Origin of the sequence: Chitinophaga eiseniae, from assembly GCF_900167135.1 — a bacterium.
GTDB classification, from domain to species: Bacteria; Bacteroidota; Bacteroidia; order Chitinophagales; family Chitinophagaceae; genus Chitinophaga; species Chitinophaga eiseniae.
In genome coordinates this window covers 219769-245644 of record NZ_FUWZ01000005.1, presented here as the reverse complement: position 1 = coordinate 245644, position 25876 = coordinate 219769, and the positions used below count along the sequence as shown (strand labels likewise).

At 51.2% G+C, this 25876-nt stretch carries 24 protein-coding genes; 7 read left to right on the top strand and 17 right to left on the bottom strand.

All coding sequences use genetic code 11. The features are described 5' to 3' along the window. The first annotated feature begins 3 nt into the window (after nucleotides 1-3). Together B5D63_RS27085 and B5D63_RS27080 are read left to right on the top strand one after the other, a co-directional pair. Complete coding sequence (locus B5D63_RS27085; RefSeq protein ID WP_078671997.1) at nucleotides 4-2205, top strand: DUF4954 family protein; 2202 nt, start codon at nucleotides 4-6, stop codon at nucleotides 2203-2205. After that, the gene (locus B5D63_RS27080; protein WP_078671996.1) at nucleotides 2193-2765 is read left to right on the top strand and encodes a DNA-3-methyladenine glycosylase I; all 573 of its coding nucleotides are present in this window, start codon (nucleotides 2193-2195) and stop codon (nucleotides 2763-2765) included. The genes B5D63_RS27085 and B5D63_RS27080 overlap by 13 nt, the downstream gene beginning before the upstream one ends. 61 nt (nucleotides 2766-2826) lie before the next feature. Here B5D63_RS27080 and B5D63_RS27075 read toward each other — a convergent pair whose 3' ends face one another. The 9 genes from B5D63_RS27075 to B5D63_RS27035 all read right to left on the bottom strand — a co-directional run bounded on the left by B5D63_RS27075 (nucleotide 2827) and on the right by B5D63_RS27035 (nucleotide 10587). Then, entirely contained in the window at nucleotides 2827-3891 is a 1065-nt protein-coding gene (locus tag B5D63_RS27075) for a cytochrome-c peroxidase (RefSeq protein ID WP_078671995.1), read from the bottom strand. 8 nt (nucleotides 3892-3899) lie between these two features. Then, nucleotides 3900-4676: an MbnP family protein gene (locus B5D63_RS27070; RefSeq protein ID WP_078671994.1), complete on the bottom strand. Its 777-nt coding sequence runs from the start codon at nucleotides 4674-4676 to the stop codon at nucleotides 3900-3902. A gap of 62 nt (nucleotides 4677-4738) precedes the next feature. Then, nucleotides 4739-5971, bottom strand: a complete 1233-nt coding sequence (locus B5D63_RS27065) for a sugar MFS transporter (protein ID WP_078671993.1) — start codon at nucleotides 5969-5971, stop codon at nucleotides 4739-4741. A 59-nt stretch (nucleotides 5972-6030) separates the two neighbouring features. Further along, the gene (locus tag B5D63_RS27060) at nucleotides 6031-6813 is read right to left on the bottom strand and encodes an L-fucose dehydrogenase (protein WP_078672357.1); all 783 of its coding nucleotides are present in this window, start codon (nucleotides 6811-6813) and stop codon (nucleotides 6031-6033) included. Between the two features lie 22 nt (nucleotides 6814-6835). Beyond that, entirely contained in the window at nucleotides 6836-7663 is an 828-nt protein-coding gene (locus tag B5D63_RS27055) for an amidohydrolase family protein (protein ID WP_078672358.1), read from the bottom strand. Nucleotides 7664-7764: 101 nt separating this feature from the next. Then, a complete protein-coding gene (locus B5D63_RS27050) occupies nucleotides 7765-8094 on the bottom strand; it encodes an L-rhamnose mutarotase (protein WP_078671992.1) in 330 nt (109 codons plus the stop codon). Nucleotides 8095-8100: 6 nt separating this feature from the next. After that, nucleotides 8101-8952, bottom strand: a complete 852-nt coding sequence (locus B5D63_RS27045; protein WP_078671991.1) for a fumarylacetoacetate hydrolase family protein — start codon at nucleotides 8950-8952, stop codon at nucleotides 8101-8103. A gap of 24 nt (nucleotides 8953-8976) precedes the next feature. Continuing rightward, complete coding sequence (locus B5D63_RS27040; protein WP_078671990.1) at nucleotides 8977-9729, bottom strand: hypothetical protein; 753 nt, start codon at nucleotides 9727-9729, stop codon at nucleotides 8977-8979. Nucleotides 9730-9804: 75 nt separating this feature from the next. Beyond that, a complete protein-coding gene (locus tag B5D63_RS27035; protein ID WP_200817108.1) occupies nucleotides 9805-10587 on the bottom strand; it encodes an SDR family NAD(P)-dependent oxidoreductase in 783 nt (260 codons plus the stop codon). A 119-nt stretch (nucleotides 10588-10706) separates the two neighbouring features. Here B5D63_RS27035 and B5D63_RS27030 point away from each other — a divergent pair, with 119 nt between their 5' ends. Beyond that, nucleotides 10707-11417: a M15 family metallopeptidase gene (locus B5D63_RS27030; protein ID WP_078671989.1), complete on the top strand. Its 711-nt coding sequence runs from the start codon at nucleotides 10707-10709 to the stop codon at nucleotides 11415-11417. Between the two features lie 55 nt (nucleotides 11418-11472). Here the strand turns inward: B5D63_RS27030 and B5D63_RS27025 are convergent, their stop codons facing one another. The 6 genes from B5D63_RS27025 to leuC all read right to left on the bottom strand — a co-directional run bounded on the left by B5D63_RS27025 (nucleotide 11473) and on the right by leuC (nucleotide 17417). After that, the gene (locus B5D63_RS27025) at nucleotides 11473-11838 is read right to left on the bottom strand and encodes a hypothetical protein (protein WP_078671988.1); all 366 of its coding nucleotides are present in this window, start codon (nucleotides 11836-11838) and stop codon (nucleotides 11473-11475) included. Nucleotides 11839-11961: 123 nt separating this feature from the next. Beyond that, nucleotides 11962-13467 carry a 2-isopropylmalate synthase gene (locus tag B5D63_RS27020; protein ID WP_078671987.1) on the bottom strand — a complete coding sequence of 502 codons (1506 nt, stop codon included), beginning with the start codon at nucleotides 13465-13467 and terminating at the stop codon, nucleotides 11962-11964. Nucleotides 13468-13494: 27 nt separating this feature from the next. Beyond that, nucleotides 13495-14574, bottom strand: a complete 1080-nt coding sequence (leuB, locus tag B5D63_RS27015) for a 3-isopropylmalate dehydrogenase (protein WP_078671986.1) — start codon at nucleotides 14572-14574, stop codon at nucleotides 13495-13497. Nucleotides 14575-14612: 38 nt separating this feature from the next. Further along, nucleotides 14613-15212 (bottom strand): 3-isopropylmalate dehydratase small subunit, encoded by a 600-nt coding sequence (gene leuD / locus B5D63_RS27010; protein ID WP_078671985.1) that lies wholly within the window; start codon nucleotides 15210-15212, stop codon nucleotides 14613-14615. A 12-nt stretch (nucleotides 15213-15224) separates the two neighbouring features. Then, on the bottom strand, nucleotides 15225-15974 hold the full coding sequence (locus B5D63_RS27005; protein WP_078671984.1) for a methyltransferase domain-containing protein: 750 nt from the start codon (nucleotides 15972-15974) through the stop codon (nucleotides 15225-15227). Nucleotides 15975-16013: 39 nt separating this feature from the next. Then, entirely contained in the window at nucleotides 16014-17417 is a 1404-nt protein-coding gene (leuC, locus tag B5D63_RS27000; protein ID WP_078671983.1) for a 3-isopropylmalate dehydratase large subunit, read from the bottom strand. Between the two features lie 265 nt (nucleotides 17418-17682). Here leuC and B5D63_RS26995 point away from each other — a divergent pair, with 265 nt between their 5' ends. Together B5D63_RS26995 and B5D63_RS26990 are read left to right on the top strand one after the other, a co-directional pair. Then, nucleotides 17683-19125 (top strand): hypothetical protein, encoded by a 1443-nt coding sequence (locus B5D63_RS26995; protein WP_235021636.1) that lies wholly within the window; start codon nucleotides 17683-17685, stop codon nucleotides 19123-19125. A 17-nt stretch (nucleotides 19126-19142) separates the two neighbouring features. Next, nucleotides 19143-19712 carry an NADPH-dependent FMN reductase gene (locus B5D63_RS26990; protein ID WP_078671981.1) on the top strand — a complete coding sequence of 190 codons (570 nt, stop codon included), beginning with the start codon at nucleotides 19143-19145 and terminating at the stop codon, nucleotides 19710-19712. A 307-nt stretch (nucleotides 19713-20019) separates the two neighbouring features. Here the strand turns inward: B5D63_RS26990 and B5D63_RS26985 are convergent, their stop codons facing one another. Continuing rightward, nucleotides 20020-21141 carry a hypothetical protein gene (locus tag B5D63_RS26985; RefSeq protein WP_078671980.1) on the bottom strand — a complete coding sequence of 374 codons (1122 nt, stop codon included), beginning with the start codon at nucleotides 21139-21141 and terminating at the stop codon, nucleotides 20020-20022. 1 nt (nucleotide 21142) lies between these two features. Next, nucleotides 21143-21784, bottom strand: coding sequence for an ABC transporter ATP-binding protein (locus tag B5D63_RS26980; RefSeq protein WP_078671979.1), 642 nt, complete (start codon nucleotides 21782-21784; stop codon nucleotides 21143-21145). A 496-nt stretch (nucleotides 21785-22280) separates the two neighbouring features. On the opposite strand from B5D63_RS26980, the gene B5D63_RS26975 reads away from it, so the two are divergent. Next, nucleotides 22281-23255 (top strand): ribonucleoside-diphosphate reductase small subunit, encoded by a 975-nt coding sequence (locus B5D63_RS26975; protein ID WP_078671978.1) that lies wholly within the window; start codon nucleotides 22281-22283, stop codon nucleotides 23253-23255. Between the two features lie 152 nt (nucleotides 23256-23407). Further along, nucleotides 23408-25783 carry a ribonucleoside-diphosphate reductase subunit alpha gene (locus B5D63_RS26970; RefSeq protein ID WP_078671977.1) on the top strand — a complete coding sequence of 792 codons (2376 nt, stop codon included), beginning with the start codon at nucleotides 23408-23410 and terminating at the stop codon, nucleotides 25781-25783. Nucleotides 25784-25876: the final 93 nt, after the last annotated feature.

Below are 25876 nucleotides of genomic sequence, written 5' to 3'. Positions count from 1 at the left end.
TCCATGAACAACATCAAAAAGAAACCACTATCCGAACTGGGTTACAACTTTATTGAAACCCAGTTACCCAAGGGAAAAGACGAATACTACCTGCGTAACGAGCAATGGAGCCGGCAGGGCGAATACAGACGGTTGCTGGCGCATGAGGTGGAGGCCCTCGTGCGCAACGATAACAGTTCCGACGACTGGAACAATATTTTTGTTTCCAACGAATTTAACCCGCAGCTGGTGCAGCACTGCCACTTCTTTGGCATGGTGCGCATCGGTAAACTGGAACCGTATTATCTCGAGTTTCACAACCTGCGGCTGCCGGTAGGACTGTACAATAGCACCATCTGCGCCTGCGACTTCGGTGACAACGTGGTGGTACATAATGTCAACTACCTCTCCCACTATATACTGGGCAACGAAGTGATCGTCGCCAATGTCAACGAGATGGCCACCACCGACTATGCCAAGTTTGGGAACGGCATTTTAAAAGAAGGCGAGTCTGAAAGCGGGCGTATCCAGCTGGAACTCTGCAACGAAAACGGCGGTAGAAGCGTGATGCCCTTCGATGGCATGCTGCCCGGCGACGCCTACCTCTGGACACGCTACCGCGATGACCTGCAGCTGCAGCAGCAGTTCAAAGCCTTTACCGAAAAACAGTTTGACAAACGCCGCGGCTATTACGGCATGGTGGGCGACCGCTGCGTGATCAAAAACTGTAAGATCATCAAAGACGTGACCATCGGTACCGATGCCTATCTTAAAGGCGCCAACAAGCTAAAAAACCTTACCATCAACAGCAGCAGCGTTGCGGCTTCACAGATAGGAGAAGGTTGTGAACTGGTGAACGGTATCATTGGCTACGGCTGCCGCGTTTTCTACGGCGTAAAAGCCGTCCGCTTTGTGATGGCTTCGCATTCACAATTGAAATACGGCGCCCGTCTGATCAACTCCTACCTCGGCAACAACGCCACCATCTCCTGCTGCGAAGTGCTCAACTCCCTGATATTTCCGGCGCATGAACAGCACCACAACAACTCGTTCCTCTGTGCGGCGCTGGTAATGGGACAAAGCAATATGGCAGCCGGCGCTACCATCGGCTCCAATCACAACTCCCGCGGCGCTGACGGCGAAATCCTCGCCGGCAGAGGCTTCTGGCCCGGACTGTGCGTCAGCCTGAAACACAATTCCAAATTCGCCAGCTTCACGCTCATCTCCAAGGGTAACTATATGTCTGAACTGCATATCAATATCCCTTTCTGCCTCGTGCTGAACGATGAGCATGACAACCGGCTCAAGATCATGCCCGGCTACTGGTTCATGCACAACATGTACGCCATCGCCCGCAATTCCTGGAAATATGTGGACCGCGACAAACGCACCGATAAAACCCAGCAGATAGAATATGATTACCTGGCCCCGGACTCCGTAGAGGAAATGTTCCAGGGACTGGCCATCATGGAAGCTGCTGTAGGCAATGCATGGTACGCGCTGCCGGAAAACACGCCCAAAAAGGAACTAACGGAAAAGGACCTACGTAAAAAAGGAAAGGAACTGTTGTTGCAGCAACCGGAAGAAGTAGCCCGCCTGACCATCCTGGTCAAAGGCATGGAAAACAGCTCCCGTGAGGTACAGCTGCTGAAAGTGCACAAAGCCTACGCGCTCTTCCGCGAACTGATTGTTTTTTATGGTATGAAAAACATCATTGCCGCCAGCAAACCATCATTCCTCGCTTTACAGGCTGCTGTTAAAACAGCCAAACGCGGCGAATGGCATAACATCGGCGGACAACTGATGAAGGCGGAAACCGTTAACCTGCTGAAGCAGAAAATCCGGAAAAATAAAATCGCCGGCTGGCCACAGCTGCACGAACAGTACATTGAGATCGGTAAAGAATACGCCACCGACAAACTACAACACGCCGTTGCCAGTATGCTGGAAATAAAAGAGGTATCTTTGAAAAACTTTACCCCTGCATTACTCGCAGAATGGCTGGAAGACTCTACCCGCACAATGGAATGGATAGCGCACAACATCCGCCATTCGAGGGAGAAAGACTATAAAAATCCTTTCCGCCAACTGGCCTATGATAATGCCAACGAAATGAATGTAGTGGTAGGCAGCCTGGAAGACAATGCCTTTATCAACGAGACATTGAACGAACTGGGCGAATATAAAAACCGGGTCAGAAAAATTATCAATGAATGGGAACTGTAGAAAAAACCAGATGCGGCTGGAGCCTGAAAGATCAATTGTATAAAGACTATCACGACCATGAATGGGGCACCCCCCATCATGACGACCAGCATCTCTTCGAAATGCTTTGCCTTGAAGGCGCACAGGCCGGCCTTAGCTGGTACACCGTACTCACCAAACGGGAAAACTACCGTAAGGCATTCGATAACTGGGATGCGAAAAAGATTGCCAAATACGATGATAAAAAAATCGCGAAGCTGCTGGAAAACGAAGGGATCATCCGGAACAAACTGAAGATCAACGCCGTAGTTACCAATGCCAAGGCCTTTCTGGCCGTACAAAAGGAGTTCGGCACCTTCGACAACTACATCTGGTCATTCGTGAACCATCAACCCATTGTCAACAATTTTAAATCATTACAGGAAGTACCTGCGAAGACGCCCATCTCAGACGCTATGAGCAAGGACCTGCTGAAGCGCGGGTTCAAATTTGTAGGGTCTACTATCTGTTACGCCTATATGCAGGCTACCGGTATGGTCAACGATCATATCGCCTCCTGTTATAAAAGAGCGAAGGGATGATTTTTCAGCGATTACTTTTTGCAAAGCCGCCACTGATATTTTTATCGGTGGCGGTTTTGTTTTACGGCTCTATCAGTACTTCGGAGAGGTCTTTATTGTTGATCAGCGTATAGTCGGTAAGGGTATTGAGGAACAGGTACAGCTGCCGCTTTTGCTGATCGGTAAGGGAAACGCCTTTGCGCACCAGCACGTCGGTGGTGATGGTATCTTTGACGCCATGATCGTAGAAATCGAATACCTGGAAGATATCAAGATAACGGCCATCATGCATATAGGGGGAACTCCTGATGATATTGCGCAACGAAGGTACTTTGAATTTGAGGTAGTCAGCCGTATTGCCGGTGATCTTCATGCGGCCAACATCGTTGAGCGCTGCCAGGTAAGGCAGACCGTTGCTGCGATAGCTCAGGTCAGTAAAGAGCGGCTCTTTGTGACAGGCCGCACATTTCTGCTGATATATTGCATAGCCCACCTGTTCATCCGGCGAGAAAGCCGCTCCCGGCACTTTGCGGATAATGCTGTCATAGCGGGAATTACCGGAAATCATGGTGCCCACAAACTGGGTAATGGCTTTGAACATCCGTTCACTGGTGATTTCTTCCGTACCGAAAGCAGCTTTGAACTGTTGGCGGTACCTGGGATCGCCCTGCATTTTCTGCAGTAGTTCTTTCAGGTCCACTCCCATTTCCCGGTGATCAGTAAGCGGTGTCAACGGTTGTATTTCAAGGTTGTTCACTCCTCCGTCCCACATGAACTCTTTCTGCCAGATCATATTAAAGATCGCCGGTACAGAGCGATTGCCTTGTTTGCCCCCTACACCATGGCTCAGCGCATGATCGAAATGCCCGAAGGCGGCGAACTGCTGATGACAGAAGCCACAGGAAACAGTGCTGTCTTTAGACAGACGATAATCATAAAATATAAAACGGCCCAGCGCTATTCCCTGTCCCGTCAGCGGATTACCGGAAAAGTTATATACCGGATCGGGGAATCCGGGTGGCAGCGACAACGTTACCGGTTCCGGTCCGGGGCTACCGCTACCGTTCCTGTTCTCCTTTTTACAGGCATGGGCGAGCAGCAACAGGGTCCCGAAGGCAACAGCGATATATAACGCTTTATGGCGCATCCGTGGTATCAGTTTTTAATGGAGAACATCTGTTGATAGTTTTTGGCGATGTTGAGCGCCGCTTCGCCCGGCGCCATGATAATGGGCGACTGTGCGAAGCTGGCCGTATTGGGCGCGAACCATTTATCCACATTGGCCGCCACATTGAAACGCGGTATCGCTGCGGTAAATGCGCCTACATGGAAGCTCAGGGGCAACTCCACCGTTTTCAGCACATTATAGGGGCCTTTGAAGCCGCCCACATGCCACTGGAACTCATGCGTGGGGGATGCCACCGCATCGGAGGTGCCTTCCAGCTTCGCCATGATGTAACCGCTGTTCCAGGTCCAGAACATGCCGTTTTCCGGGGCCAGCGCGCCCGACTGGACGCCGCTGTTGTTGCGGGCGCTGTCTACCCCTATGAGGAAACGGATAGCAGTAAAGGTGCCGGCCGGCACACTGTCGAGCCGCAGCCGTTTGGTGGAATCCACGGCATCGTTGACCAGGAAATAGGCGGATGCCAGTGGGATGGTTTTCCCGGCATTATCCACCAGGGCGAAGTTGCTGAGATAGTAACGGAATTGGGAAACCCGGAAGGTTTCACCGGCAGGATTCGTGTAAAGCTTTGTGTTTCTGACCAGCTGGCTGCCATTCATCTCGTGGGAGAAATCCAGGTACATCCAGGTATAAAACGCCGGTGGCGGGTCGTCTTTTTTATCATTTTTTGCACATCCGCAGATCCATAGGATAGGCAGGCATATCAGGACACAACGGAAGATATAGGAAGTAAAAATCCGCAAGATCATGGTATTCCTTTTTGTGTTCAGGAAGATACGATGATTTTGCGGATTAAAGGATTAAAAAGGGCCTAGCTTCTCTTGTAGCCCCTCCAGCCATAGTAGAACACTACCACGAAGCAAAGCAGCGGAATACCGTAGGAAATGGCGGTAGAATACATTTCTGTCACCACACCCATCAGGTAGGGAACAGATGCCCCGCCTACGATAGACATCACGATAAAAGAAGCGCCTCTTTTAGTATGTTTTCCCAGGTCTTTCACCCCCAGGGCGAAGATCGTCGGGAACATGATAGACATAAAGAAAAACACCGCTATCAGCGCGTATACGGAAGCGGCCCCGCTGCCTGTCATCACAAAAGCGCACAACAGTACGTTGATGAAAGCGTAGAGCGCCAGCAGTTGATTCGGGGCGATTTTACGCATCAGGGCGGTACCAACGAAACGGCCGGCGAGGAACAGCACCATGCCTGCAGACAGCAGGTAGGCCGCCTTTTCATTGGAAGTACCCTGCCAGTATTCGGTAGCATAGTTGATGAACAGCGCTCCTACGCCCACCTGGGCGGCCACGTAAAAGAACTGCGCGATAACGCCGCCAACAAAATGTTTGTGGGCAAAAAGCGGTCTTTCGTCTTTCATGACTGCTTCTCCTTCCGCTTCCTTGATTTCGGGCAGTTTGGTACGGTAAAAGAAGGCGGCGATGAGCAATACTACCACGCCGATAACGATATAGGTGAGCTGTACGGACGTCAGGTCGTCTTTCCCGCTGCCGAAAAAGAGGGCGCCGCCGATGACAGGCCCGAGGAAAGATCCCAGCCCGTTGAAACACTGTGACAGGTTCAACCGTTGTTCAGAGGATTCTTTCGGTCCCAGGACGGTAACGTACGGGTTGGCCGCGGTTTCCAGGCAGGCCAGCCCGCAGGCCAGTACAAAGAGAGACAGCAGGAAGAAATCGAAATTGAGCGCCCGGGCTGACGGGTAGAAAAGGAATGCGCCGGCTGCATACAGCAGCAACCCCATGATAATCCCTTTCTTGTAGCCGAACCTGTTCATAAACATGCCGGCAGGCAAAGCCATGATAAAGTAGGCGCCGAAGTAAGCGCCCTGCAGCAGGGTGGAGCGTTTCGGTGTTATATTGAGCACTTCCTGGAAATGTTTGTTTAGCACGTCCAGCAGGCCGTATGCCAGGCCCCATAAAAAAAACAGACTGGTGACCAGTATAAACGGGAAAAGGTAGTTGCCAGCCTGTTTTCCGCTTGGGGGACTGCTGGTATAGGTGGAATTACTTACTGCGCCTCCGGCCATAACGAAGAGTTTATTGTTTTCAGGTGAAAGAGTGATGTATCAGTTTAGTCGGCAAATGCTCAGCTGATGGACCTGTCGAGGTGTGTATAACCTCCGTCAACGAATAATATCTGTCCGGTTGTATGTGATGAACGGGGAGACAGCAGGAACACGGTGGTGTTGGCGATCTCGTCTGAGGTGGTCATTCTCTGCTCAAAAGGGATTTTGGCGGTGATGGAAGCCAGTTTTTCTTTCGGATTGGGCAGGGAATTGATCCAGGTTTCGTACAGGGGTGTCCACACTTCGGCGGGGATGACCGTGTTGACACGTACGGAGTAAGGCAGCAGTTCTACCGCCCATTCGCGGGTCAGCGCGTTGATGGCGCCTTTGGAAGCAGCGTAACCGGAAGTGTTGCCCTGGCCGGTGGTCGCTACTTTGGAGCCGATATTCACGATATTGCCTTTGGTGGTTTTCAGGTAAGGCAGCGCAAAATGGGCCAGGTTGTAGTAGTGTGACAGGTTGTTTTGCAGCGATTGCATAAAGCGCTCGGGGCTGCCATTTTCCAGCCCTACCCCGTCATTTACACCGGCGTTGTTCACAAGGCCGTCTATTTTTCCGTATTTCCCGATGGTTTCAGCGATCACTTTACGGCAGTCCTCAACATTGGACAGCTCGGCTTTAACGCCATAGGCCTGGCCTCCAGCCCTGATAATCTCGTCAACGGTTTTGCTGTTGTCTGTTTCATTTCTGCCGGCAATTACGACGATGCCTCCTTCCGCTGCTATCAGTTTTGCAATACCTTCTCCAATACCTTTGGCGCCGCCGGTAACAATAATCACTTTTTCCTGTAATCCTAAATCCATATGCGTGGTGTTATGCTTTATATTATAGATGATAGAATGAGATGGCATTGCCTCCCATAATGTTGTTTTGTTCTGCTGTTGATAATTTACTGATGTAGGTGGTGACGATGTTTTTCACCTGCGCATATTCCGCCGCCAGCAGGCAAACGGGCCAGTCAGACCCGAACATGAGCCGGTTGGGCCCAAAACATTCCAGTACCACATCGAGAAATGGTTCGAAGTGTTCCTGCTGCCAGTGTTGCCAGTCCGCTTCCGTCACCAGTCCGCTGAGCTTACAGTACACATTCGGTGCCTGGGCGATCCGGCGCATGTAAGCGGCCCATTCGTCCAGCTCCCCGGTTTTAAAATCCGGTTTAGCCAGATGATCTATCACGAGGCGGTGGTCCGGAAATTTTTGTACGAAAGCGGCCGTGGCGGCTAACTGCTTCGGATATACGAGGATATCGTAGCTAAATCCGAATTCCGCCAGGGCGGCGATGCCGTGGCAAAAGTCGTCTCCTAGCAGGAAATTAACATCGGGTTCGCCCTGTACGATATGCCGGAAGCCTTTGAGTTTGGGGTGGGCGGCATAGGCGGCGAGGCGGTCCCGCAGGTGGGGATCGCGCAGGTCTGTCCAGCCAACCACGCCTTTGATGAACGGATGTTTATCCGCCAGGCCCAGCAGGAAAGCGGTTTCATTTTCCGACTGGTCTGCCTGTACCGCCACACAGCCGTGTACGCCATTGGCGGCCAGCACGGGTTCCAGGTGTTCCGGAAAAAAATCCCTGCGGATGACCTGCATGGAATCATCTATCCAGGCGTCGCGGACGGGATCATACTGCCAGAAATGCTGATGTGCGTCGATTACCATAATATCATTTTGAAATTTTTTGATTTCCGATTTTTTGATTTCCGGAATAGAGCGCAGGTTTTGCCCCGACACCGAAAATCAAAAAATCGAAAATCAAAAAATTATAACGTGAAGATCTTATCCATGATGATCCATTTCTCTCCCGGTTTGGCTACCGGCAAAGCCTGCTGGTATTTCCACATAAGCTGTTCCCATTCCTGTACTGTAGGATTTGCAGCATCCATGGCTCCTTTTCGGTCAAAAGAGAAAGTATCGTTCACTTCCATGATCATAAACAAGCGGTTGCCGGCGCGGTAGATTTCCATGTTTTGGATACCGCTGTCGGTAATGCTTTTTTTGATCTCCGGCCATACGTTGCGGTGATAGTCTTCATATTCGGCTATCAGCTGTGGCTCGTCGACCAGGTCCAGTGCCAGGCAATAACGGTTCATATGCGGTTATTTAAAGGCTACGACTGTTTGTTTGGAAGTGCCGAGGCCATCGATGCCCAGTTCCACTACGTCGCCCGGTTTCAGGTATACCTGCGGGTTCATGCCGAGGCCTACGCCTGCCGGTGTGCCGGTGGAGATAACATCGCCCGGGAGCAGTGTCATGAACTGGCTCAGGTAAGCCACTACGAACGGTACGTTGAAGATGAAATTGGAGGTGTTGCCATCCTGCATTTTCTGGCCGTTAACGGTGAGCCATAAACGCAGATTGTTCACGTCCCTGATCTCATCTTTCGTCGCCAGCCAGGGCCCCATAGGTGCGAAGGTATCGCAGCTTTTGCCTTTTACCCACTGACCGTTTCTTTCCAGCTGGAAGGCGCGTTCGCTGTAATCGTTGTGCAGGCAGTAGCCGGCTACATAGTCCAGCGCGTCTTTTTCTTCCACGTAGGAGGCTTTTTTACCGATTACCACGGCCAGCTCCACTTCCCAGTCTGTTTTTTCGCTGTTACGCGGAATCATCAGGTCATCGTTGGGGCCTACCAGTGCGGTAGTGCTTTTAAAGAACACGATGGGTTCCGTGGGGATCGGCGCATTGGTTTCGCGGGCGTGGTCGGCATAGTTGAGACCGATGCACACGATCTTGGACGGCCGCTGGAACGGAGCGCCCAGACGGGTGCCGGCAGGTACCTGCGGACAGGAAGCGCCATGCTGTGCCCACCATTGGGACAGGCGTTCCAGGCCGTTGGAAGCCAGGAATTGTTCTCCAAAATCTTCACCAAAAGCGCTGACGTCAAACATCCCTGCTTCTGTAACAATGCCCGGTTTCTCTTGTCCCGGTAAACCAAACCTGATCAGTTTCATTTCAATATTTTTTATTGTTATCCTTTAGTCTTTTTTGATTTCTTTCAGTGTCTGCACCTGTAAGCGGCCGTTGTCCACTTTCAGGTCGATGAAAGGTTCCGCCTTGCCATCTTTTACCAGCGAGAAGTACACATGGTCCGCCTCTGTTGTTTGCTGGATGGTAGGCTGATACCCTGCCGGAATGCCGATGTACATGCTTTTTTGCACACCGCCGAATTCCACATAGAGCTCTATGCTATCGGGACTGTTGTCCGGTCTGATTTCTGCGATGAAGTCGGCGATGATCTGGCCTGACTGCATGTTTTTGCTGTACTTTTTGGTCAGCTCCGCGGATGCGGACACTTTACCCAGGCCCATCGTGTTCTCCATGTATTTCCAGATACGTTCCGGCGGAGAAGTCGCCCACAGTACTTTCAGATCGTTGCCGTCCTGGCTGGCGTGATAGTAACGCACAGCGTGGTTGGGCTTCAGCACCCCGATGTAAGCGCTGTTAGGCTCATCCCACAACACTTTGAAGAGTTCTGCTTCGGGTGCATCTTTCAGCACCATCTGCTCAAATGTTTTTTCTTTTTTCAGATCTTTTATCTGAAACTTAATGGTGATCGTCTGGGTGTCTTTGTCCCTGCCGGTAATAGCTACGTCCACGGTGCCTGCGGGTGTGGCAGGTGTGAGTGCTGTAGCCGTATCAGCGCCGTTGTTCTTGTTTCCGGTTCCCGAATTACAGGCGGTAGCAGCTAATGCTGCCAGTGCTACCAGCCATACACGAAAATGTTGCATAATCGTTATTAATGATTGATGAATGAATAGATTGAAAGATAACAACCTTCAGCTATATTCATCACATTCAATCTATTAATTATTTAACCTGATAAAACCACCGTCGATCGGATAGTCGCATCCCGTGATAAAACCAGCCTCATCAGAGCAAAGGTAGAGGGCGAGATGCCCTACTTCCACCGGCTTGGCCATGCGGCCTATCGGCTGGGTTTTGCTCAGTTTATCAAACATTTCCGCCTCTTTACCGGGATAGTTTTTAGCGATGAAGCCGTCTACGAACGGGGTGTGTACCCTTGCCGGGGAGATGCAGTTGCAACGGATATTGCTGCCGAGGTAGTCCTTGGCGGCAGACAGGGTCATGGTGAGCACAGCTCCTTTACTCATGGAGTAGGCGAACCTGTCGGGGATACCCACGCTGGAGGCGATGGAAGCGATATTCAGCACTACCCCGCCGCCCTGGGCCTTCATTTGTTGGATGACTGCATACATACAGTTATAGGTACCTTTCACATTCACCTGGTATACCCGGTCGAAATCCTGTTCACTGGTGTTCTCAAGATTGCCTACATGGGCGATACCGGCGCAATTGACCAGGATGTCCAGTTTACCGGCCTGCTGCACAATGCTGTCCATTACGTTGATCACCGCCGCCTGGTCGGCCACGTTGCAGGCGTGTACCTGCGCCTGTCCGCCGGCCGCTTTGATTTCTTCTGCCGTGTTCCGGCCCCCTTCTTCATTCAGTTCTATAATATGCACGCTGGCACCCCGGGCGCCAAAGCATTTAGCGATCGCCTGTCCTATGCCGCTACCACCACCGGTGATAACCGCCACTTTGTGATCTAATCTGAACAGCTCCATATTAAAAATATTTAAGGGTTCTAAAATACCTATTTTACCAAGCGGTTTGCAATTGTATTTTCACTGTATTTCATACTTTCTTGCCTAATTTTCGCAAAATTCAATAATTTTCGGATCAAATGAACGACTTTTTACCATTTGAGACCATGAGAAAACTGATATTGACAGCCCTTTTGGGAGGCCTTTTACAGCAGGCTGCCGCCCAGCAACCCAAACCCAATCAATACGGCCTGCTGGTGATAGGCACCCCGGAGCAGTACGCGCAACTGGTAAAAAAGGACAGCAACCAGCAGCTGGTAGACCTGGAGACCTTTATACCGCATATCCGTAAAGATGTGCGATACGCCACTACCAATAATTTCACCCATCAGCAGCTCTATCAGCACACGAAGATCTATCTGCGCCGGCCTGCCGCCGAGAAGCTGAAAGCCGTACAGGCAGCACTGAATAAAAAGGGATATACCCTGCTGATATATGACGCATACCGTCCCTACCGGATCACAGAAGCCATGTTCAAAATCGTTCCCAACGATCTGTACGCCGCCGACCCGCGCAAAGGCTCCGGGCATAACCGTGGCGTAGCGGTGGACCTGTCCATGGCAGACCTTAAAACGGGAAAGCCCGTGGCTATGCCAACGGACTTTGACGATTTCACCAAAAAGGCGCATGAAAATTATGTACCCGCCGATCCAACAGTAACGGCTAACCGTAAACTGCTGCGCGACACGATGAAACAACACGGTTTCAAAGGGTCCCGCACGGAATGGTGGCATTTTTATCTCCCGGATTATAAAAAATATCCCCTGATGGACATTACGTCCCCGGACTGAAGGGCTACGGTTTGGGACTACCGCGCAGGCAGCCCCGAATCCGGTCCATTCTCTTTTAAGGAATAATAACAGTGTCGATCTTACTCATGTAAGGGCCCCATTTATAATAATAGGTACCAGGACCTGGTGTTTTAACAGCGTAAGGCCGTTCTACCTTCTGAAGCGAGTCTGTGCAATTGCAGGACCTGAAAAGGCTTTTCACATACACGACATGTATGCCGGAAGAATCAGATTCATTAAACCCGGTAAACTCTTCACAACGGGAACTGTAGTAGCTCAGGTTAAAGCGGATGCTGTCTGGGCTGCCGTCTACGCGTGTTGCTTTTACAGGAGGATAACTTTCCTGTTCGCAAGTAGTTTTGTGACAGGCGGCAGCGGCAAACAGGCATACGATGCCCAACAAGACATGGTTAAATTTCATACTGTGTAGTTTAAAATGACTCTAGTTGATTTGTGAGAACGCAGTCAACAAAAACCATGCTACACAAAAAAACGGAGTTGCGGTTAGTCACCACAACTCCGTTGTACATTTTGTTGGCAATAGTTAGTATATCTTATTGAGCGCGTCTACATAGGCATGTACAGAGGCATTCACGATATCGGTAGAGTAACCGAAGCCGTAGAAAGACTGGCCGTTGTGTTTTACGCGCATATTTACTTTGCTGACGTCTTCGCTGCCGCCGTGCATGGCCTGGATGCTGAATTCATCCAGTTCAATATCATCCTTGATGATGGCGTGGATAGCGTTGATAGTGGCATTTACCGGGCCGTTGCCGGCAGCACTGGCTTCCCGGTCTTCCCCGTTGATGCGCAGTTTCACGGTTGCCATAGGGCGCAGCGGATCACCGCACACTACCTGTAACAGTGTTACTTTAATGGCTTTATCACCATAATTTTTATCGTCACCGTCGCCCATCAGTTGCTGCAGGTCTGCATCGCTGATTTCTTTTTTGTTGTCCGCCATTTCGAGGAAGCGTTGGTATACTTCGTCGAGGTTGATCTTATCCATTTTGTAGCCCAGCCGTTCGAGGTGGTGCTTTAAGGCGTGGCGGCCGCTGCGGGCGGTGAGGATAATGGAGTTGGAGTTGATGCCAACGTCTTCCGGGTTGAGGATTTCATAGTTTTCGCGGTGTTTCAGCACGCCGTCCTGGTGGATACCGGAGCTGTGTGCGAAGGCGTTGCGGCCTACGATCGCTTTGTTGGCCTGTACCGGCATGCGCATCATTTTTTCTACCAGCGTGCTGATATCGTAGATGCCTTTAGCGTTGATGTTGGTATGATATCCCAGTCCGTGGTGCGTTTTCAGGATCATGGCCACTTCTTCGAGGGAAGTGTTACCGGCGCGTTCGCCGATACCGTTGATCGTACATTCTACCTGGCGGGCGCCGTTCATAACGCCGGCGATGGTGTTGGCGGTAGCCAGGCCCAGGTCGTTGTGGCAGTGAACGGAGATAATGGCTTTATCGATATTGGAGACGTGATCTACCAGGTATTTGATTTTAGCGCCGTACTGATCGGGCAGGCAGTAGCCGTTGGTGTCCGGGATGTTCACGGTGGTGGCGCCTGCAGCGATCACAGCTTCGATCATCTGTGCGAGGAAAGCGTTGTCTGCGCGGCCGGCGTCTTCCGCAAAGAACTCCACGTCATCGGTGAATTTGCGGGCGTATTTTACGGCGGCAACGGCGCGTTCCACGATCTGTTCGCGGGTACTGTTGAATTTATGTTTGATGTGAATATCGGAGGAGCCGATACCGGTATGGATACGCTTGCGTTTAGCGAAGCGCAGGGCTTCGGCGGCAGCATCGATATCGGTGGTATTGGCGCGGGTGAGCGCGCAGATAACAGGTTCCGTCACTGCCTTGGATATTTCCACCACGCTTTGGAAATCGCCGGGGCTGGAGATAGGGAAGCCGGCTTCGATGATATCCACGCCCAGTGCTTCCAGTTTTTTCGCTACAATAATTTTTTCGACAGTAGTCAACTGGCAACCAGGGACCTGTTCGCCGTCACGCAGGGTAGTATCAAAGACGTATACACGATTTTTATCCATGATAGTGTAATATTTTCAATGAAAAAATTAGTTCAGGTTTTCCAGCACTTTGGCGCCCATGGCGTCTGTGCCCATGATGAATTCATTCACGGTATGTTTGTTGGCTATGTCCATTGTCCTGTAGCCCTGGCGGAGCGTAGCTTCCACCGCTTTGATCACGCGCTGTGATTCGGTTTTGAGGCCGAAGGAGATGTCCAGCATGAGGGCGGCAGACAGGATGGACGCCAGCGGATTGGCGATGCCTTTACCGGCAATGTCATGTGCAGAACCGTGGATAGGTTCGTAGAAGCCTACTTTATCGCCTACAGACGCTGAAGCCAGCATACCCATGGAACCTGCGATCTGGGATGCTTCGTCGGTGAGGATGTCACCGAAGAGGTTACCTGTTACCACTACGTCAAAACGTTTCGGGTCTTTGATCAGCTGCATGGCAGCGTTGTCGATGAACATATGTTCTGTTTCCACATCGGGATATTCTTTGGCCACTTCCTGCATCACTTCTCTCCACAGGCGGCTGGCTTCCAGTACGTTGGCCTTGTCTACGGAGCAGAGTTTATTGCGGCGGGTGCGGGCAGCCTCATATGCTTTGCGGGCTATGCGCTCCACTTCATACCGGTGATAGATCATAAGGTCGGAAGCGGTATTGCGGTCTTCTGTTCTTTTCTTTTCGCCGAAATACACGTCGCCGGTAAGTTCGCGGAAGAAAAGGATATCTGCGCCGCGGAGGATTTCCGGCTTGATGCTGGAGGCTTCCAGCAGTTCGTCGAACAGCTTGATAGGGCGTAGGTTGGCATACAGGCCCAGTTCCTTGCGGATCTTCAGCAGGCCTTGCTCCGGTCTTACTTTCAGCGTTGGATCGTTGTCATACTTCGCGTGACCGATGGCGCCAAACAGGATAGCGTCACTGTTTTTAGCCTTCTGCAGCGTTTCTTCAGGCAGCGGGTCGCCGGTGGCTTCGATGGCCACGTGGCCCATGATACCTTCTTCAAACGTGAATTTGTGGTGATAGTTAGCAGCGATGGCAGTCAGTACTTTCTGTCCCCAGGTGGTTACTTCCTGGCCTATGCCGTCGCCGGGTATTACCAATATTTTCTTCTCTACGCCCATACAGGATATTGCTTTTATGTTGTTGTTTTAGTGATTGTTTAGAAATTGAATGCCCGGGTGCCTTCGTATTTTTCGATGTCCTGGCGAAGGCTCAGGAGGTAGTCGATATCATCATAACCGTTGAGCAGACAGGTCTTTTTGTACGCGTTGATATCGAAGCTTTCCTGTTCGCCGCTGGCCACGATACGGATCAACTGGTTTTCCAGGTCTACCTCTATTTTTGCTTCCGGATCTGCTTCGATGGCCTGAAACACTTTATCGAGGAAGGTTTCGCTGACCTGTACCGGCAGGATGAAGTTGTTGAGCGCATTGTTTTTGAAGATATCCGCGAAGAAGCTGCTCACCACTACTTTAAAGCCGTAATCGGCGAGGGCCCATGCGGCGTGTTCACGGGAGGAGCCGCAACCGAAGTTTTTACCGGCCACCAGCACTTTACCGCTGTAGATGGGATTGTTGAGCACAAAATCAGCTTTCGGCTGGTTGTTGGCATCGAAGCGCCAGTCGCGGAAAAGGTTTTCACCGAAACCGTCCCGGGTGGTAGCTTTCAGGAAGCGGGCCGGGATGATCTGGTCGGTATCTATATTTTCAATGGGTACGGGTACCGCAGAAGAAACAAGGTGTTGGAATATTTTACTCATGATAGTGTCTGTTTAGATTTTTATGGCGGCTACGCGCAGTCTCACATAATCTGCATAGAGCTGTCCGTCGCGGGTAAGCTGTGGCGCCAGCTCGTGCTGTACCTGTTGCAGGATAGCCTGCTGATCGTTTTCCGGAACCCCGGCAAAAAAATGTTTGCCGAACATCTCCAGCCAGTCGATGATGCCGTTGTTCACGTCTGCCAGTTGGGTGGGGCGGTCGAAGAAGTGGACCCTTTCCACACGGAAGCCGGCGTTTTCCAGCAGGGTGGCGTATTCGCCCGGAGAGGGAAAATACCAGAAGGGTTCGTAATGGTAGCCTTTGGCCTGCATCACTTTGTCAAGCGTCTGCAGGATGCTGTCCACGTTTCCTTTGCCGCCCATTTCGATCACGAGGCGACCGCCTTTTTTCAGCTGGGCGTGCATGCGGCTGATGGCCTTTTCTTTTTCCCGTACCCAGTGCAGGGTGGCGTTGGAGAAAATGGCGTCGAACTGCTGCGGCAGCGTGAAGGTGGTGGCGTCGCCCACTTCGAAGGTCACTTCCGGGAATGACTGCCGTGCGGTGGCGATCATATCGGGGGAAGCATCGAGGCCGGTGACCCGGGCGCCGGTGGCTGCCAGTTGAGCGGTAAGTTCCCCGGTACCGCAGCCCAGGTCGAGGATGGTTTCCCCTTCCTGTGGTTGCAGCCAGTCACCGATCAGGCTGTTGCCATATTGAAACACGAAGGCGTGTTTTGTTTTATATAAGTCGGCGTCCCAGATCATTTTGGAATTTTGATATTTTGGAATTTAGTTATTTGATGACTAGTGACCGAAAGCTTCCCTGACGTCTGTTACCCGGCCGGTGAGGGCTGCGGCAGCTGCGGTGAGCGGGCTGGCGAGGAAGGTACGGGCGTTGGGGCCCTGGCGGCCTTCAAAGTTGCGGTTAGACGTAGAGATGCAGTACATGCCGGCGGGCACTTTGTCTTCGTTCATACCGAGGCAGGCGGAGCATCCTGGTTCGCGGAGCTGGAAACCGGCTGCTGCGAATACTTTGTCGATGCCTTCTGCTTTGGCCTGCGCTTCCACCTGTTTGGAGCCGGGCACGATCCATACCACCACATCGTCGGCTTTGCGTTTGCCTTTCACGTAGTCGGCCACCAGGCGGAGGTCTTCGATTCGGGAGTTGGTACAGCTGCCGATGAACACATAGTCGATTTTTTTGCCTAGCAGCGCGCTGCCGGGTTGCAGGTCCATGTATTCCAGGGATTTTTTGAAAGAGGGCCTTTCTTTTTCTTCCACCTGGTCCAGTGCCGGGATATGCTGGGTAACGCCCATGCCCATACCGGGGTTGGTGCCGTAGGTGATCTGGGGCTCGATGTCGGCGGCGTCGAAGGTGAGTACTTTATCGAACGCTGCGTCGTCATCGGAGAAGAGTGTTTTCCAGTAAGCGAGCGCTTTGTCCCATTCGGCGCCCTGCGGGGCGAACTGGCGTCCTTTGATATAGCTGAACGTAGTTTCATCCGGAGCGATCAGGCCGCCGCGGGCGCCCATTTCGATGCTCATGTTGCAGATGGTCATACGGGCTTCCATGCTGAGGTTGCGGATAGCGTCGCCGGCGTATTCCACGAAATAGCCGGTAGCGCCGGAAGCGGATATTTTAGAGATGATATAGAGGATGATGTCTTTAGACAGCACGCCGTTTTTCAGGGTGCCGTTCACCGCTATTTTCATGCGTTTAGGCTTGTATTGCAGGATACACTGGGTAGCCAGTACCTGTTCTACTTCTGAGGTGCCGATACCGAAAGCGACAGCGCCGAAAGCGCCGTGGGTGCTGGTATGGCTGTCGCCGCACACGATCGTCATGCCCGGCAGGGTGATGCCCAGTTCGGGACCGATCACGTGCACGATGCCCTGGTAGGGATGACCGAGGCCGTACAGTTCCACCCCGAATTCCGTTGTATTTTTGGTGAGCATCTCCACCTGGTGGCGGCTCAGGGCCTCTTTGATGGGCAGGTGCTGCTCCAGTGTAGGAACGTTGTGGTCGGCGGTAGCCCTGGTTTTCTGCGGGCGGAATACCGGGATGCCACGTTTACGAAGGCCGTCGAATGCCTGGGGACTGGTTACTTCATGGATAAAGTGTGTGTTGATATACACCGCGTCCGGATGTTCCGGCTTACTCATCACGATATGGCTGTCCCAGATCTTATCAAATAACGTTTTTCCCATCCTTAATGCTTTCCTTTTAAATTGTTTATACCTTCAAATCTAATGGGCAATATTTAATTGCCATATCGCTAAATTTGCTATAATTACAACTTTTAAAACACATTGATATTCACTAAATAATTGTTTATCAATCTATTATAAGATTTTATTAACGATGCCCAACAGTCAAAGTGACGCTTTATTCATATTAATAAAAACGCTAACAAAAGCTGAAAAGCGGAATTTTCAGCTGGCATTTAATAAGAATAATACCAAAGACGACGTATTGTTCATCCAGCTATTTAATACGCTGGACAAAATGAAGGACTACGACGAGGAGCAGATATTGAAGAAAGTGCCGGACCTGAAGAAGCAGCAGTTGTCCAATGTGAAGGCACACCTGTACAAGCATCTGTTGTCGAGCCTCCGGCAGTTGTACAAACAGAAAGACCCGCTGATAGACCTGCGGGAGCAGCTGGACCACGCAAGGGTGCTGTACAACAAGGGGCTGTACAACCAGAGCCTTAAAATACTGGCCAAAGCCAAGACGATGGCGGTGGAGCAGGAAGAAGTGATGCTCAGCTATGAAATTGTGGAGTTTGAGAAACTGATTGAATCCAGACATATCACCCGCAGCCTGGAGAACCGGGCGGAAGCGCTCAGTGCAGAGTCCCGGCAGATAGAACACCAGCTCACGCATATCAGTCGCCTGAGTACGCTATCATTGCGTATGTACGGCCTTTACCTGAAGCTGGGCCACGCCCGCAACGAGCGGGACGCCGAAATGGTGAAATCATTTTTTGAAGGTCAGCTGCCGCAGCGCGACGCCTCGCAGATGAGCTTCTACGAGAAGATATATCTCTACCAGGCTTCCTGCTGGTATTATTATATTCTGCAGGACTTCGTGATGTACTACCGGTATACCCAGAAGTGGGTAGACCTGTTCAAGCAGTACCCTACGTTACAGCAGACCGACATGGACCTGTACATCAAGGCGCAGCACAACCTGCTGACCGCTCATTTCTATACGTCCAATTTTGAGAAGTTCAAATCGGCGCTGTGCGACCTGGAGACCTTCATCCGGGCCAACGAAGAGAGCTTTCATGAAAATACCCGCACCTCTGCCTTTGTGTACCTGTACACCGCCAAGATCAACCGTTATTTCCTGGAGGGTACTTTCAGCCAGGGTCTGGCCATGGTACCGGAGCTGGAATCGGAGATCAGCAACCACACGCTGAAGATAGACCAGCACCGGGTGCTGGTGTTTTACTACAAGATCGCCTGCCTGTACTTCGGCAGCGGCGATAACAGTAAAGCGATCTTTTATCTCAACAAAATCATCAACCTGAAGATCGGCAACCTGCGCGCCGACATTCAGTGTTTTGCCCGCATACTGCATCTCATTGCCCACTACGAGCTGGAAAACTACAGCCTCGTGGAATACCTGATCAAATCCGTTTACCACTTTATCTCCAAACACAAGGACCTTGGACTGGTGATGGAAGCGATCATGAAGTTCCTGCGCCGGTATATTTACGCCAACCCCAAAGAGCTGCGCAGCGCCTTTGTGGACCTGAAAGACAGGCTGGAGCAGATCTCCGAAGATCCGTACGAACGCCGGTCGTTCCTCTACCTGGACATCATCTCCTGGCTGGAAAGCAAGATAGAGAACATCCCGGTACAGGAAGTCATTCACCGGAAGTTCATCAATAAAGAAAGAAGAATTTAATCATCTAAAGTATCACCATGTCTGTCGAAAAAAAGTACCATTTCATTGCCTTCTGTGGCAGTCTGAGAAAAGGGTCCTACAACGAAATGGCGTTGAAAGCCATGCAACTATTGGCGCCGTCGCACATCACCATTGAGCAGGTTTTCTACGACCACATCCCGATGTATAACGCCGATGTACATACGGAGCTGTTGGAACAGGTAGTGCCGCTTGTACAGAAAATCGAAGCCTCCGACGGGGTTATCTTTATTTCACCGGAATACAACTACTCTATCCCCGGCGGCCTGAAAAACGTGATAGACGTGCTTTCCAGGCACCCCGACAAACCTTTCAACGAAAAGGCTGTGGCTATCCTGGGCGCCAGCCAGGGTAACATAGGCACTGCGCGTATGCAATACCACCTGCGGCAGGTGATGGTGTTCCTCAACGCCCACGTGGTGAACAAACCGGAGATCATGATTGCCAATGCACAGCACAAGTTCGACGAAACCGGCAACCTGACGGATGAGTTTATCCGCAAGCAACTGCCGCTGATGCTCGAATCGCTGGCAGCGCTGAGCGATCGTTTTCCGCCGGCGGGGAAATAAATGATCCCGGAATGCAGGCCCCCAGGGCAATGAGGTGATTGGGCATTATGCCTTCATATTGGTTAAAAGCCCTGGCATAGACTTGAAGCACTGGGAATTTGTAAGCACTTCTCATTGAACATGAACGTATAAACGAAAAAATACATTAGCTCTGAAAAAATCAGGCTGACCAATCTGGTCAGCCTGATTTTTTCAGAGCTTCACCCAAGCACTGGCTACATCCTATCAACTACTATGTTTATATTGCAATAAAAGTATCTGAATAACATCGCAGGCCCGGACCTGAGCCGACAACCGCCCTTTCTTTTTATGGCTCGATATGAGGTTCGTATTTACGATATTTTGCAAAAAAGACAATCGCTGAAAGCGTCTGCAGCAAAAGGATCGCCAGCCACTCATTATGCCCCAGCACCATAAACAGCACTACGAAACACGTCAGCAGTACATAACGCACGTGCAGTTCATTATTCATCTTCGGAAAATATAAGAGCGACCGGAAGAACATCAATAGCGACAGCGCCATCGCAAACACCATCAGCAGTGAAAGCGGGGACGTTTTCGTATAGGCGTTCACCGAGATCATCACCATTTCCGGTATCCACATCATGAGGTAGATGGCCGCCATGCGTATGTAGTGGCGGAAAGTGCTGATGGGCAGGTTTTCCATGAAATTAAGCCATGTGTCGTCGAAGGCGCGGTGATGGGTGAGCAGTTGCAGATGCAGTAATACGCTCACCATCACGCCCAGCTGGAGGCCGCGCAGGTCGAAGTAATCGCCCTGGTGCATAAGAAAAAACGTCAGCCACAGCACCACGGCGGAGATAATTTTAGCCGAGAGGATGCGGCGGGGAAACTGGGTGAACAGTTCATACAGGAAATAGAGCACCGGCGGTTTGGTAAAGTGGCGGTTGAGCCACCGTTGCAGGTAACCGGTAAAAAAGAAGGTATCCGGCTGGAACAGTTTCCTGTCGTACAGCGCCACCGGCCATACCGCCATGGCGATGTTAAAAAGCAGGATACAGACCGCTGCTCCGTGGTACTGATACCGGAAGCCTACTACCATGGCCGTGCCGGCATACAGCCATACCGGCAGGTAGATGGCATTGTGGACCAGCAGCCAGGCGCGGAGCCGTTTGTTTTTGTCCATGCTGCCCATAGTAGGATACAGGAATTCGTAGCCCTGGCTTTGCAGCACTTTCATGACGAAGCCCGTGCATTTGAGCGCATAGAGTGTCCACAGCGCGAGGACGAGCAGCAGGAAGACGGTGTTGCCGAGGAAGCCCAGCATCAGTCCCCGGTGATAAGGGAGCAGGCTGCCGCTGTCTACCACACCGAACATCAGGTAGAACAGCACGAGGAAGAAGCCCGTGTTCTGGATATAAAATTGGGCGGTGAATATCTTTTGCAGAATGGCCGTAACTGAACGCATATCAATTGAGCGTAATATTTTTCTCCGTTATCCGCAGGGTACCGGTGAGGGCAACCTCGTTGGGATCGAGCGGCTGGTGGGAGGTGATGACGAAAGTGGTGCCGTTGGCGTGCCAGGTGCGGACGAGGTCATACATGATGGCCAGGGTGCGGGTATCGATGGTGATGAGGGGCTCATCGAGCAGGATGACCGCCGGGTTGCCGGTAAAAGCGAGGAGCAGCGACAGTTTTTTGAGCATACCGCTGGAGTAGGTACTGACCGGGTTATTCACAAAGACATGCACGCCCATCCGCTCCGCTATTTCGCCGATCAGGCGGCGGTCGCCGCCTTTGGTGCCGAGATAGAGCTCCAGCAGGTCGCGGCCGGTGAGGAAAGCGGGGTAGAACGGTTCTGCTTCCGCATAGTTGATGAGGCGGCGGAAGGCCACGGGATGGTCTTTGCTGCTGACATCGCCGCGAAGCCGGATTTCCCCTTTGAAGGGTATGAGGCCGGCCATTACTTTCATGCAGGTGGTCTTGCCCGCGCCGTTTTCGCCCTGCAGCCAGTAGATGCCGGCCGGCAGTTCCAGGCGGGGGATATCCAGTACAGGCACGTCCTGATAGTTCTTTTTGACAGTATGAAGGGCAATTACCGGTTCTGACATATGTATAGTTGATCAGCCGTAAATATGAAAAATTAATCCTTATGATAATATATTCCGGTATTCAATTTAACAAAAATTTGCCAGCGGCTTTTTTATCACTGATCATCATTGTTTTAGCCGATTCATAATATTTTTGTGTATATAACTGATGGTGCCCGGGGAGGAAGTTTCAGCGGATTTTCATTCGTTGATCGCACAAAATGTCATCCTTTTTTCATGAAAAAAATTTGTTATACCCAGCGTTATCCACATACCCGTGAAACATGCGCTGTCACTACATTCCAACAATGTTCACATTGTTTTTCCACACCTGTTGAAAACTAAAACAGCCCTCGCTAATGTCGTTCCTTACATTTGTAATCCCGGACGTAATGTGTTTTAGGATATTGATGCTGGAAGCAGGTGGGTAGTAAATGTGAGATATGCGAAATTTTCAGTATACCAACCCCAAATAGGAAAGACCGAAAAACCGCGACCCGAATAAAAAAATATTATTATGAGTAACGAGAATGAAATTCTTTTAAAAGAGAACAAGGACCGTTTTGTCTTATTGCCGATCAAATATCCAAAGATTTGGGAGCATTATAAGAAACACGAAGCGAGTTTTTGGACGGCCGAAGAGATAGACCTGAGCGCAGATATGAAAGACTGGGCCAGCATGAATGACGGTGAGCGCCACTTTATATCCCATGTACTTGCATTTTTTGCTGCCAGCGACGGTATCGTGAACGAGAACCTGGCGGTGAACTTCATGAGTGAAGTACAGATCCCGGAAGCCCGTTGTTTTTACGGTTTCCAGATCATGATGGAAAATATCCACTCTGAGACATATGCTTTGCTGATTGATACCTATATCAAGGACCCGGCAGAGAAAGACCGTCTGTTCCACGCGATCGACACCGTGCCTGCGGTGAAGAAAAAAGCGGAATGGGCGCTGCGCTGGATCGAGAACGGCACTTTCGCGGAGCGTCTGGTGGCTTTTGCAGCGGTAGAGGGCATCTTCTTCAGCGGCAGCTTCTGCTCTATCTTCTGGCTGAAGAAAAGAGGACTGATGCCGGGCCTGACCTTCTCCAACGAGCTGATCAGCCGTGACGAAGGCCTGCACTGCGAATTCGCCTGCCTGTTGTACAGCATGCTGGAAAACAAACTGAGCGAAGAGCAGGTACACACTATCATCCGTGATGCGGTGAGCTATGAAAAAGAATTCATCACTGAAGCCTTACCGGTGGCCCTTATCGGCATGAACTCAGACCTGATGTCACAATACATCGAGTTTGTGGCCGACAGATGGCTGTCTGAGCTGGGCTACAGCAAAATATACAACGCGTCCAATCCTTTTGACTTCATGGAAATGATTTCATTGCAGGGCAAGACCAATTTCTTTGAGAAACGTGTGGGTGACTATCAGAAGTCAGGCGTAATGGGCGGCAGCAAAGAAGCGCAGACCTTCAGCCTGGAAGAAGACTTTTAATCATTTGGGGATTTTTTGATTTACGGATTTTTTGATTTACGGATTTTTTGATTTTAGGGAGATTTCTAAAATATCCAAACTAACAAAATTTCAAAATCAAAAAATCTCAAAATTCCAAAATCATTTATCTAACCTCTTAAATTCACAAACCCATGTTCGTAATCAAGAGAGATGGACGAAAAGAAGCGGTGAAGTTCGACAAGATCACCGCCCGTATCGAAAAACTGTGCTACGGTTTTAATACGGAATATGTAGACGCAATAGACGTGGCCAAGAAAGTGATCCAGGGTTTATACGATGGCGTAACCACTTCAGAGCTGGACAACCTGGCGGCTGAAACGGCGGCGTCCCTCACCACCAAACACCCTGATTACGCCTTGCTGGCCTCCCGCATAGCTGTAAGCAACCTGCATAAGAATACAGAAAAATCGTTCTCCAAAACGATGTGCAAACTGTACAACTACATTGACCCTAAAACCGGCAAGAATGCAGCCCTGCTGTCTGACGAGGTTTGGGAGATCATTGAGAAAAATGCAGACATCCTGGACTCCAACATTATTTATGACCGCGACTTCGCCTTCGACTACTTCGGTTTCAAAACCCTGGAGCGCTCTTACCTGCTGAAAACAGACGGTAAAGTGGTGGAACGCCCGCAGCACATGTTCATGCGCGTGTCTGTAGGTATCCACAAAGAAGATATCGAGTCTGCGATCAAAACATACAACCTGATGAGCGAGCGCTGGTTCACACACGCCACGCCTACCCTCTTCAACGCCGGCACCCCGAAACCGCAGATGTCTTCCTGCTTCCTGCTCACCATGCAGGACGACAGCATTGAAGGTATCTACGACACCCTGAAACAGACCGCCAAGATCTCTCAGAGCGCCGGCGGTATCGGCCTTAGCATTCACAACATCCGGGCTACCGGTTCTTATATCAGCGGCACTAACGGTACCTCCAACGGTATCATCCCGATGCTGCGTGTATTCAACGACACTGCCCGTTATGTGGACCAGGGCGGCGGTAAACGCAAAGGCGCTTTCGCTATCTACCTGGAGCCATGGCATGCCGATATCTTCGAATTCCTGGACCTGCGTAAAAACCACGGTAAAGAAGAAATGCGCGCCCGCGACCTCTTCTACGCCCTCTGGATGCCCGACCTGTTCATGAAACGCGTGGAATCCAACGGTACCTGGTCGCTCTTCTGTCCGCACGAAGCACCCGGACTGCACGAATGCTGGGGCGAAGAATTTGAAGCCCTGTACGAAAAATACGAAAAGGAAAACCGCGCCCGCAGGACCGTGAAAGCACAGGACCTGTGGTTCGCCATCCTGGACGCCCAGATAGAAACCGGTACACCGTACCTGCTGTATAAAGACTCTGCCAACCGCAAGTCCAACCAGCAGAACCTGGGCACCATCAAGAGCTCCAACCTCTGCACCGAGATCATCGAATATACCGACGCCAACGAAGTGGCCGTATGTAACCTCGCCTCCCTGGCGCTGCCCCGCTTCGTGAACGAAGGACAGTTTGACCATCAGAAACTGTTTGAAGTAACCTACCAGGCTACGCTGAACCTGAACAAAATCATCGACTACAACTACTACCCGGTAGAAGAGGCAGAACGCAGCAACCTGCGTCACCGCCCGATCGGCCTGGGCGTGCAGGGCCTCGCCGATGCGTTTATCCTGATGCGTTATCCTTTCGAAAGCGATGAAGCCCGTAAACTGAACAGCGAAATATTTGAAACCATCTACTTCGCCGGTCTTACCGCTTCCAACGACCTCGCCAGGAAAGACGGCCACTACGAAACATTCCCCGGCTCTCCTGCCTCCAAAGGCATACTGCAGTTCGATATGTGGGACGTAACACCGTCTTCCCGCTGGGACTGGGATTCGCTGAAAAAATCCATCATCAAAGATGGTATCCGCAACTCCCTCCTGCTGGCGCCGATGCCGACAGCCTCTACTTCCCAGATCCTGGGCAACAACGAGTGCTTTGAGCCGTACACCTCCAACATCTACACCCGCCGCGTACTGAGCGGTGAGTTTGTGGTGGTGAACAAACACCTGCTGAAAGACCTCGTGGAACTGGGCCTGTGGGATAATGACATGAAAACAAAAATCATCTCTGCCAACGGCTCCATCCAGAATATCAACGAGATCCCGGCTAACATCAAAGAACTGTACAAAACAGTGTGGGAAATCAAACAGCGCAGCCTGATTGACATGGCGGCCGACCGCGGCGCGTTCATCTGCCAGTCACAATCCCTCAACCTGTTCGTGGACACCCCTACGGCCGCGAAGCTGACCTCCATGCACTTCTACGCATGGAAAAAAGGCCTCAAAACCGGTATGTACTACCTGCGTACACAGGCAGCTACCCAGGCGGTACAGTTCACCGTTGAAAAACAGGGCGGCCAGCAGATCCAGCCCGTTATCGCCAAAGGCGGCGACGTTTCCATCGACGACATCCCTGAGGGAGCTGTCTGCACCATGGAAGAAGGTTGCGTTACCTGCAGCGCCTAAGACTTGTAAAAGGGTTTATAAGTATAATTATCACCTCCCCGGTCTCAACGGCCGGGGATTTTTTTGCTGCATCTGAAGGATAATCGCTATCTT

Bases quoted from the DNA above. Each gene is read 5' to 3' on its own strand.
- B5D63_RS27070 (WP_078671994.1), bottom strand. From the start codon at position 4,676: ATGATCTTGCGGATTTTTACTTCCTATATCTTCCGTTGTGTCCTGATA.
- B5D63_RS27075 (WP_078671995.1), bottom strand. From the start codon at position 3,891: ATGCGCCATAAAGCGTTATATATCGCTGTTGCCTTCGGGACCCTGTTG.
- B5D63_RS26980 (WP_078671979.1), bottom strand. From the start codon at position 21,784: ATGTCAGAACCGGTAATTGCCCTTCATACTGTCAAAAAGAACTATCAG.
- B5D63_RS26985 (WP_078671980.1), bottom strand. From the start codon at position 21,141: ATGCGTTCAGTTACGGCCATTCTGCAAAAGATATTCACCGCCCAATTT.
- B5D63_RS27040 (WP_078671990.1), bottom strand. From the start codon at position 9,729: ATGCAACATTTTCGTGTATGGCTGGTAGCACTGGCAGCATTAGCTGCT.
- B5D63_RS27030 (WP_078671989.1), top strand. From the start codon at position 10,707: ATGAACGACTTTTTACCATTTGAGACCATGAGAAAACTGATATTGACA.
- B5D63_RS27060 (WP_078672357.1), bottom strand. From the start codon at position 6,813: ATGGATTTAGGATTACAGGAAAAAGTGATTATTGTTACCGGCGGCGCC.
- B5D63_RS27035 (WP_200817108.1), bottom strand. From the start codon at position 10,587: ATGGAGCTGTTCAGATTAGATCACAAAGTGGCGGTTATCACCGGTGGT.
- B5D63_RS27020 (WP_078671987.1), bottom strand. From the start codon at position 13,467: ATGGATAAAAATCGTGTATACGTCTTTGATACTACCCTGCGTGACGGC.
- B5D63_RS27025 (WP_078671988.1), bottom strand. From the start codon at position 11,838: ATGAAATTTAACCATGTCTTGTTGGGCATCGTATGCCTGTTTGCCGCT.
- leuD (WP_078671985.1), bottom strand. From the start codon at position 15,212: ATGAGTAAAATATTCCAACACCTTGTTTCTTCTGCGGTACCCGTACCC.
- B5D63_RS26990 (WP_078671981.1), top strand. From the start codon at position 19,143: ATGTCTGTCGAAAAAAAGTACCATTTCATTGCCTTCTGTGGCAGTCTG.
- B5D63_RS27005 (WP_078671984.1), bottom strand. From the start codon at position 15,974: ATGATCTGGGACGCCGACTTATATAAAACAAAACACGCCTTCGTGTTT.
- B5D63_RS26975 (WP_078671978.1), top strand. From the start codon at position 22,281: ATGAGTAACGAGAATGAAATTCTTTTAAAAGAGAACAAGGACCGTTTT.
- B5D63_RS27045 (WP_078671991.1), bottom strand. From the start codon at position 8,952: ATGAAACTGATCAGGTTTGGTTTACCGGGACAAGAGAAACCGGGCATT.
- B5D63_RS27085 (WP_078671997.1), top strand. From the start codon at position 4: ATGAACAACATCAAAAAGAAACCACTATCCGAACTGGGTTACAACTTT.
- B5D63_RS26970 (WP_078671977.1), top strand. From the start codon at position 23,408: ATGTTCGTAATCAAGAGAGATGGACGAAAAGAAGCGGTGAAGTTCGAC.
- B5D63_RS27050 (WP_078671992.1), bottom strand. From the start codon at position 8,094: ATGAACCGTTATTGCCTGGCACTGGACCTGGTCGACGAGCCACAGCTG.
- leuC (WP_078671983.1), bottom strand. From the start codon at position 17,417: ATGGGAAAAACGTTATTTGATAAGATCTGGGACAGCCATATCGTGATG.
- leuB (WP_078671986.1), bottom strand. From the start codon at position 14,574: ATGGGCGTAGAGAAGAAAATATTGGTAATACCCGGCGACGGCATAGGC.
- B5D63_RS27080 (WP_078671996.1), top strand. From the start codon at position 2,193: ATGGGAACTGTAGAAAAAACCAGATGCGGCTGGAGCCTGAAAGATCAA.
- B5D63_RS27065 (WP_078671993.1), bottom strand. From the start codon at position 5,971: ATGGCCGGAGGCGCAGTAAGTAATTCCACCTATACCAGCAGTCCCCCA.
- B5D63_RS27055 (WP_078672358.1), bottom strand. From the start codon at position 7,663: ATGGTAATCGACGCACATCAGCATTTCTGGCAGTATGATCCCGTCCGC.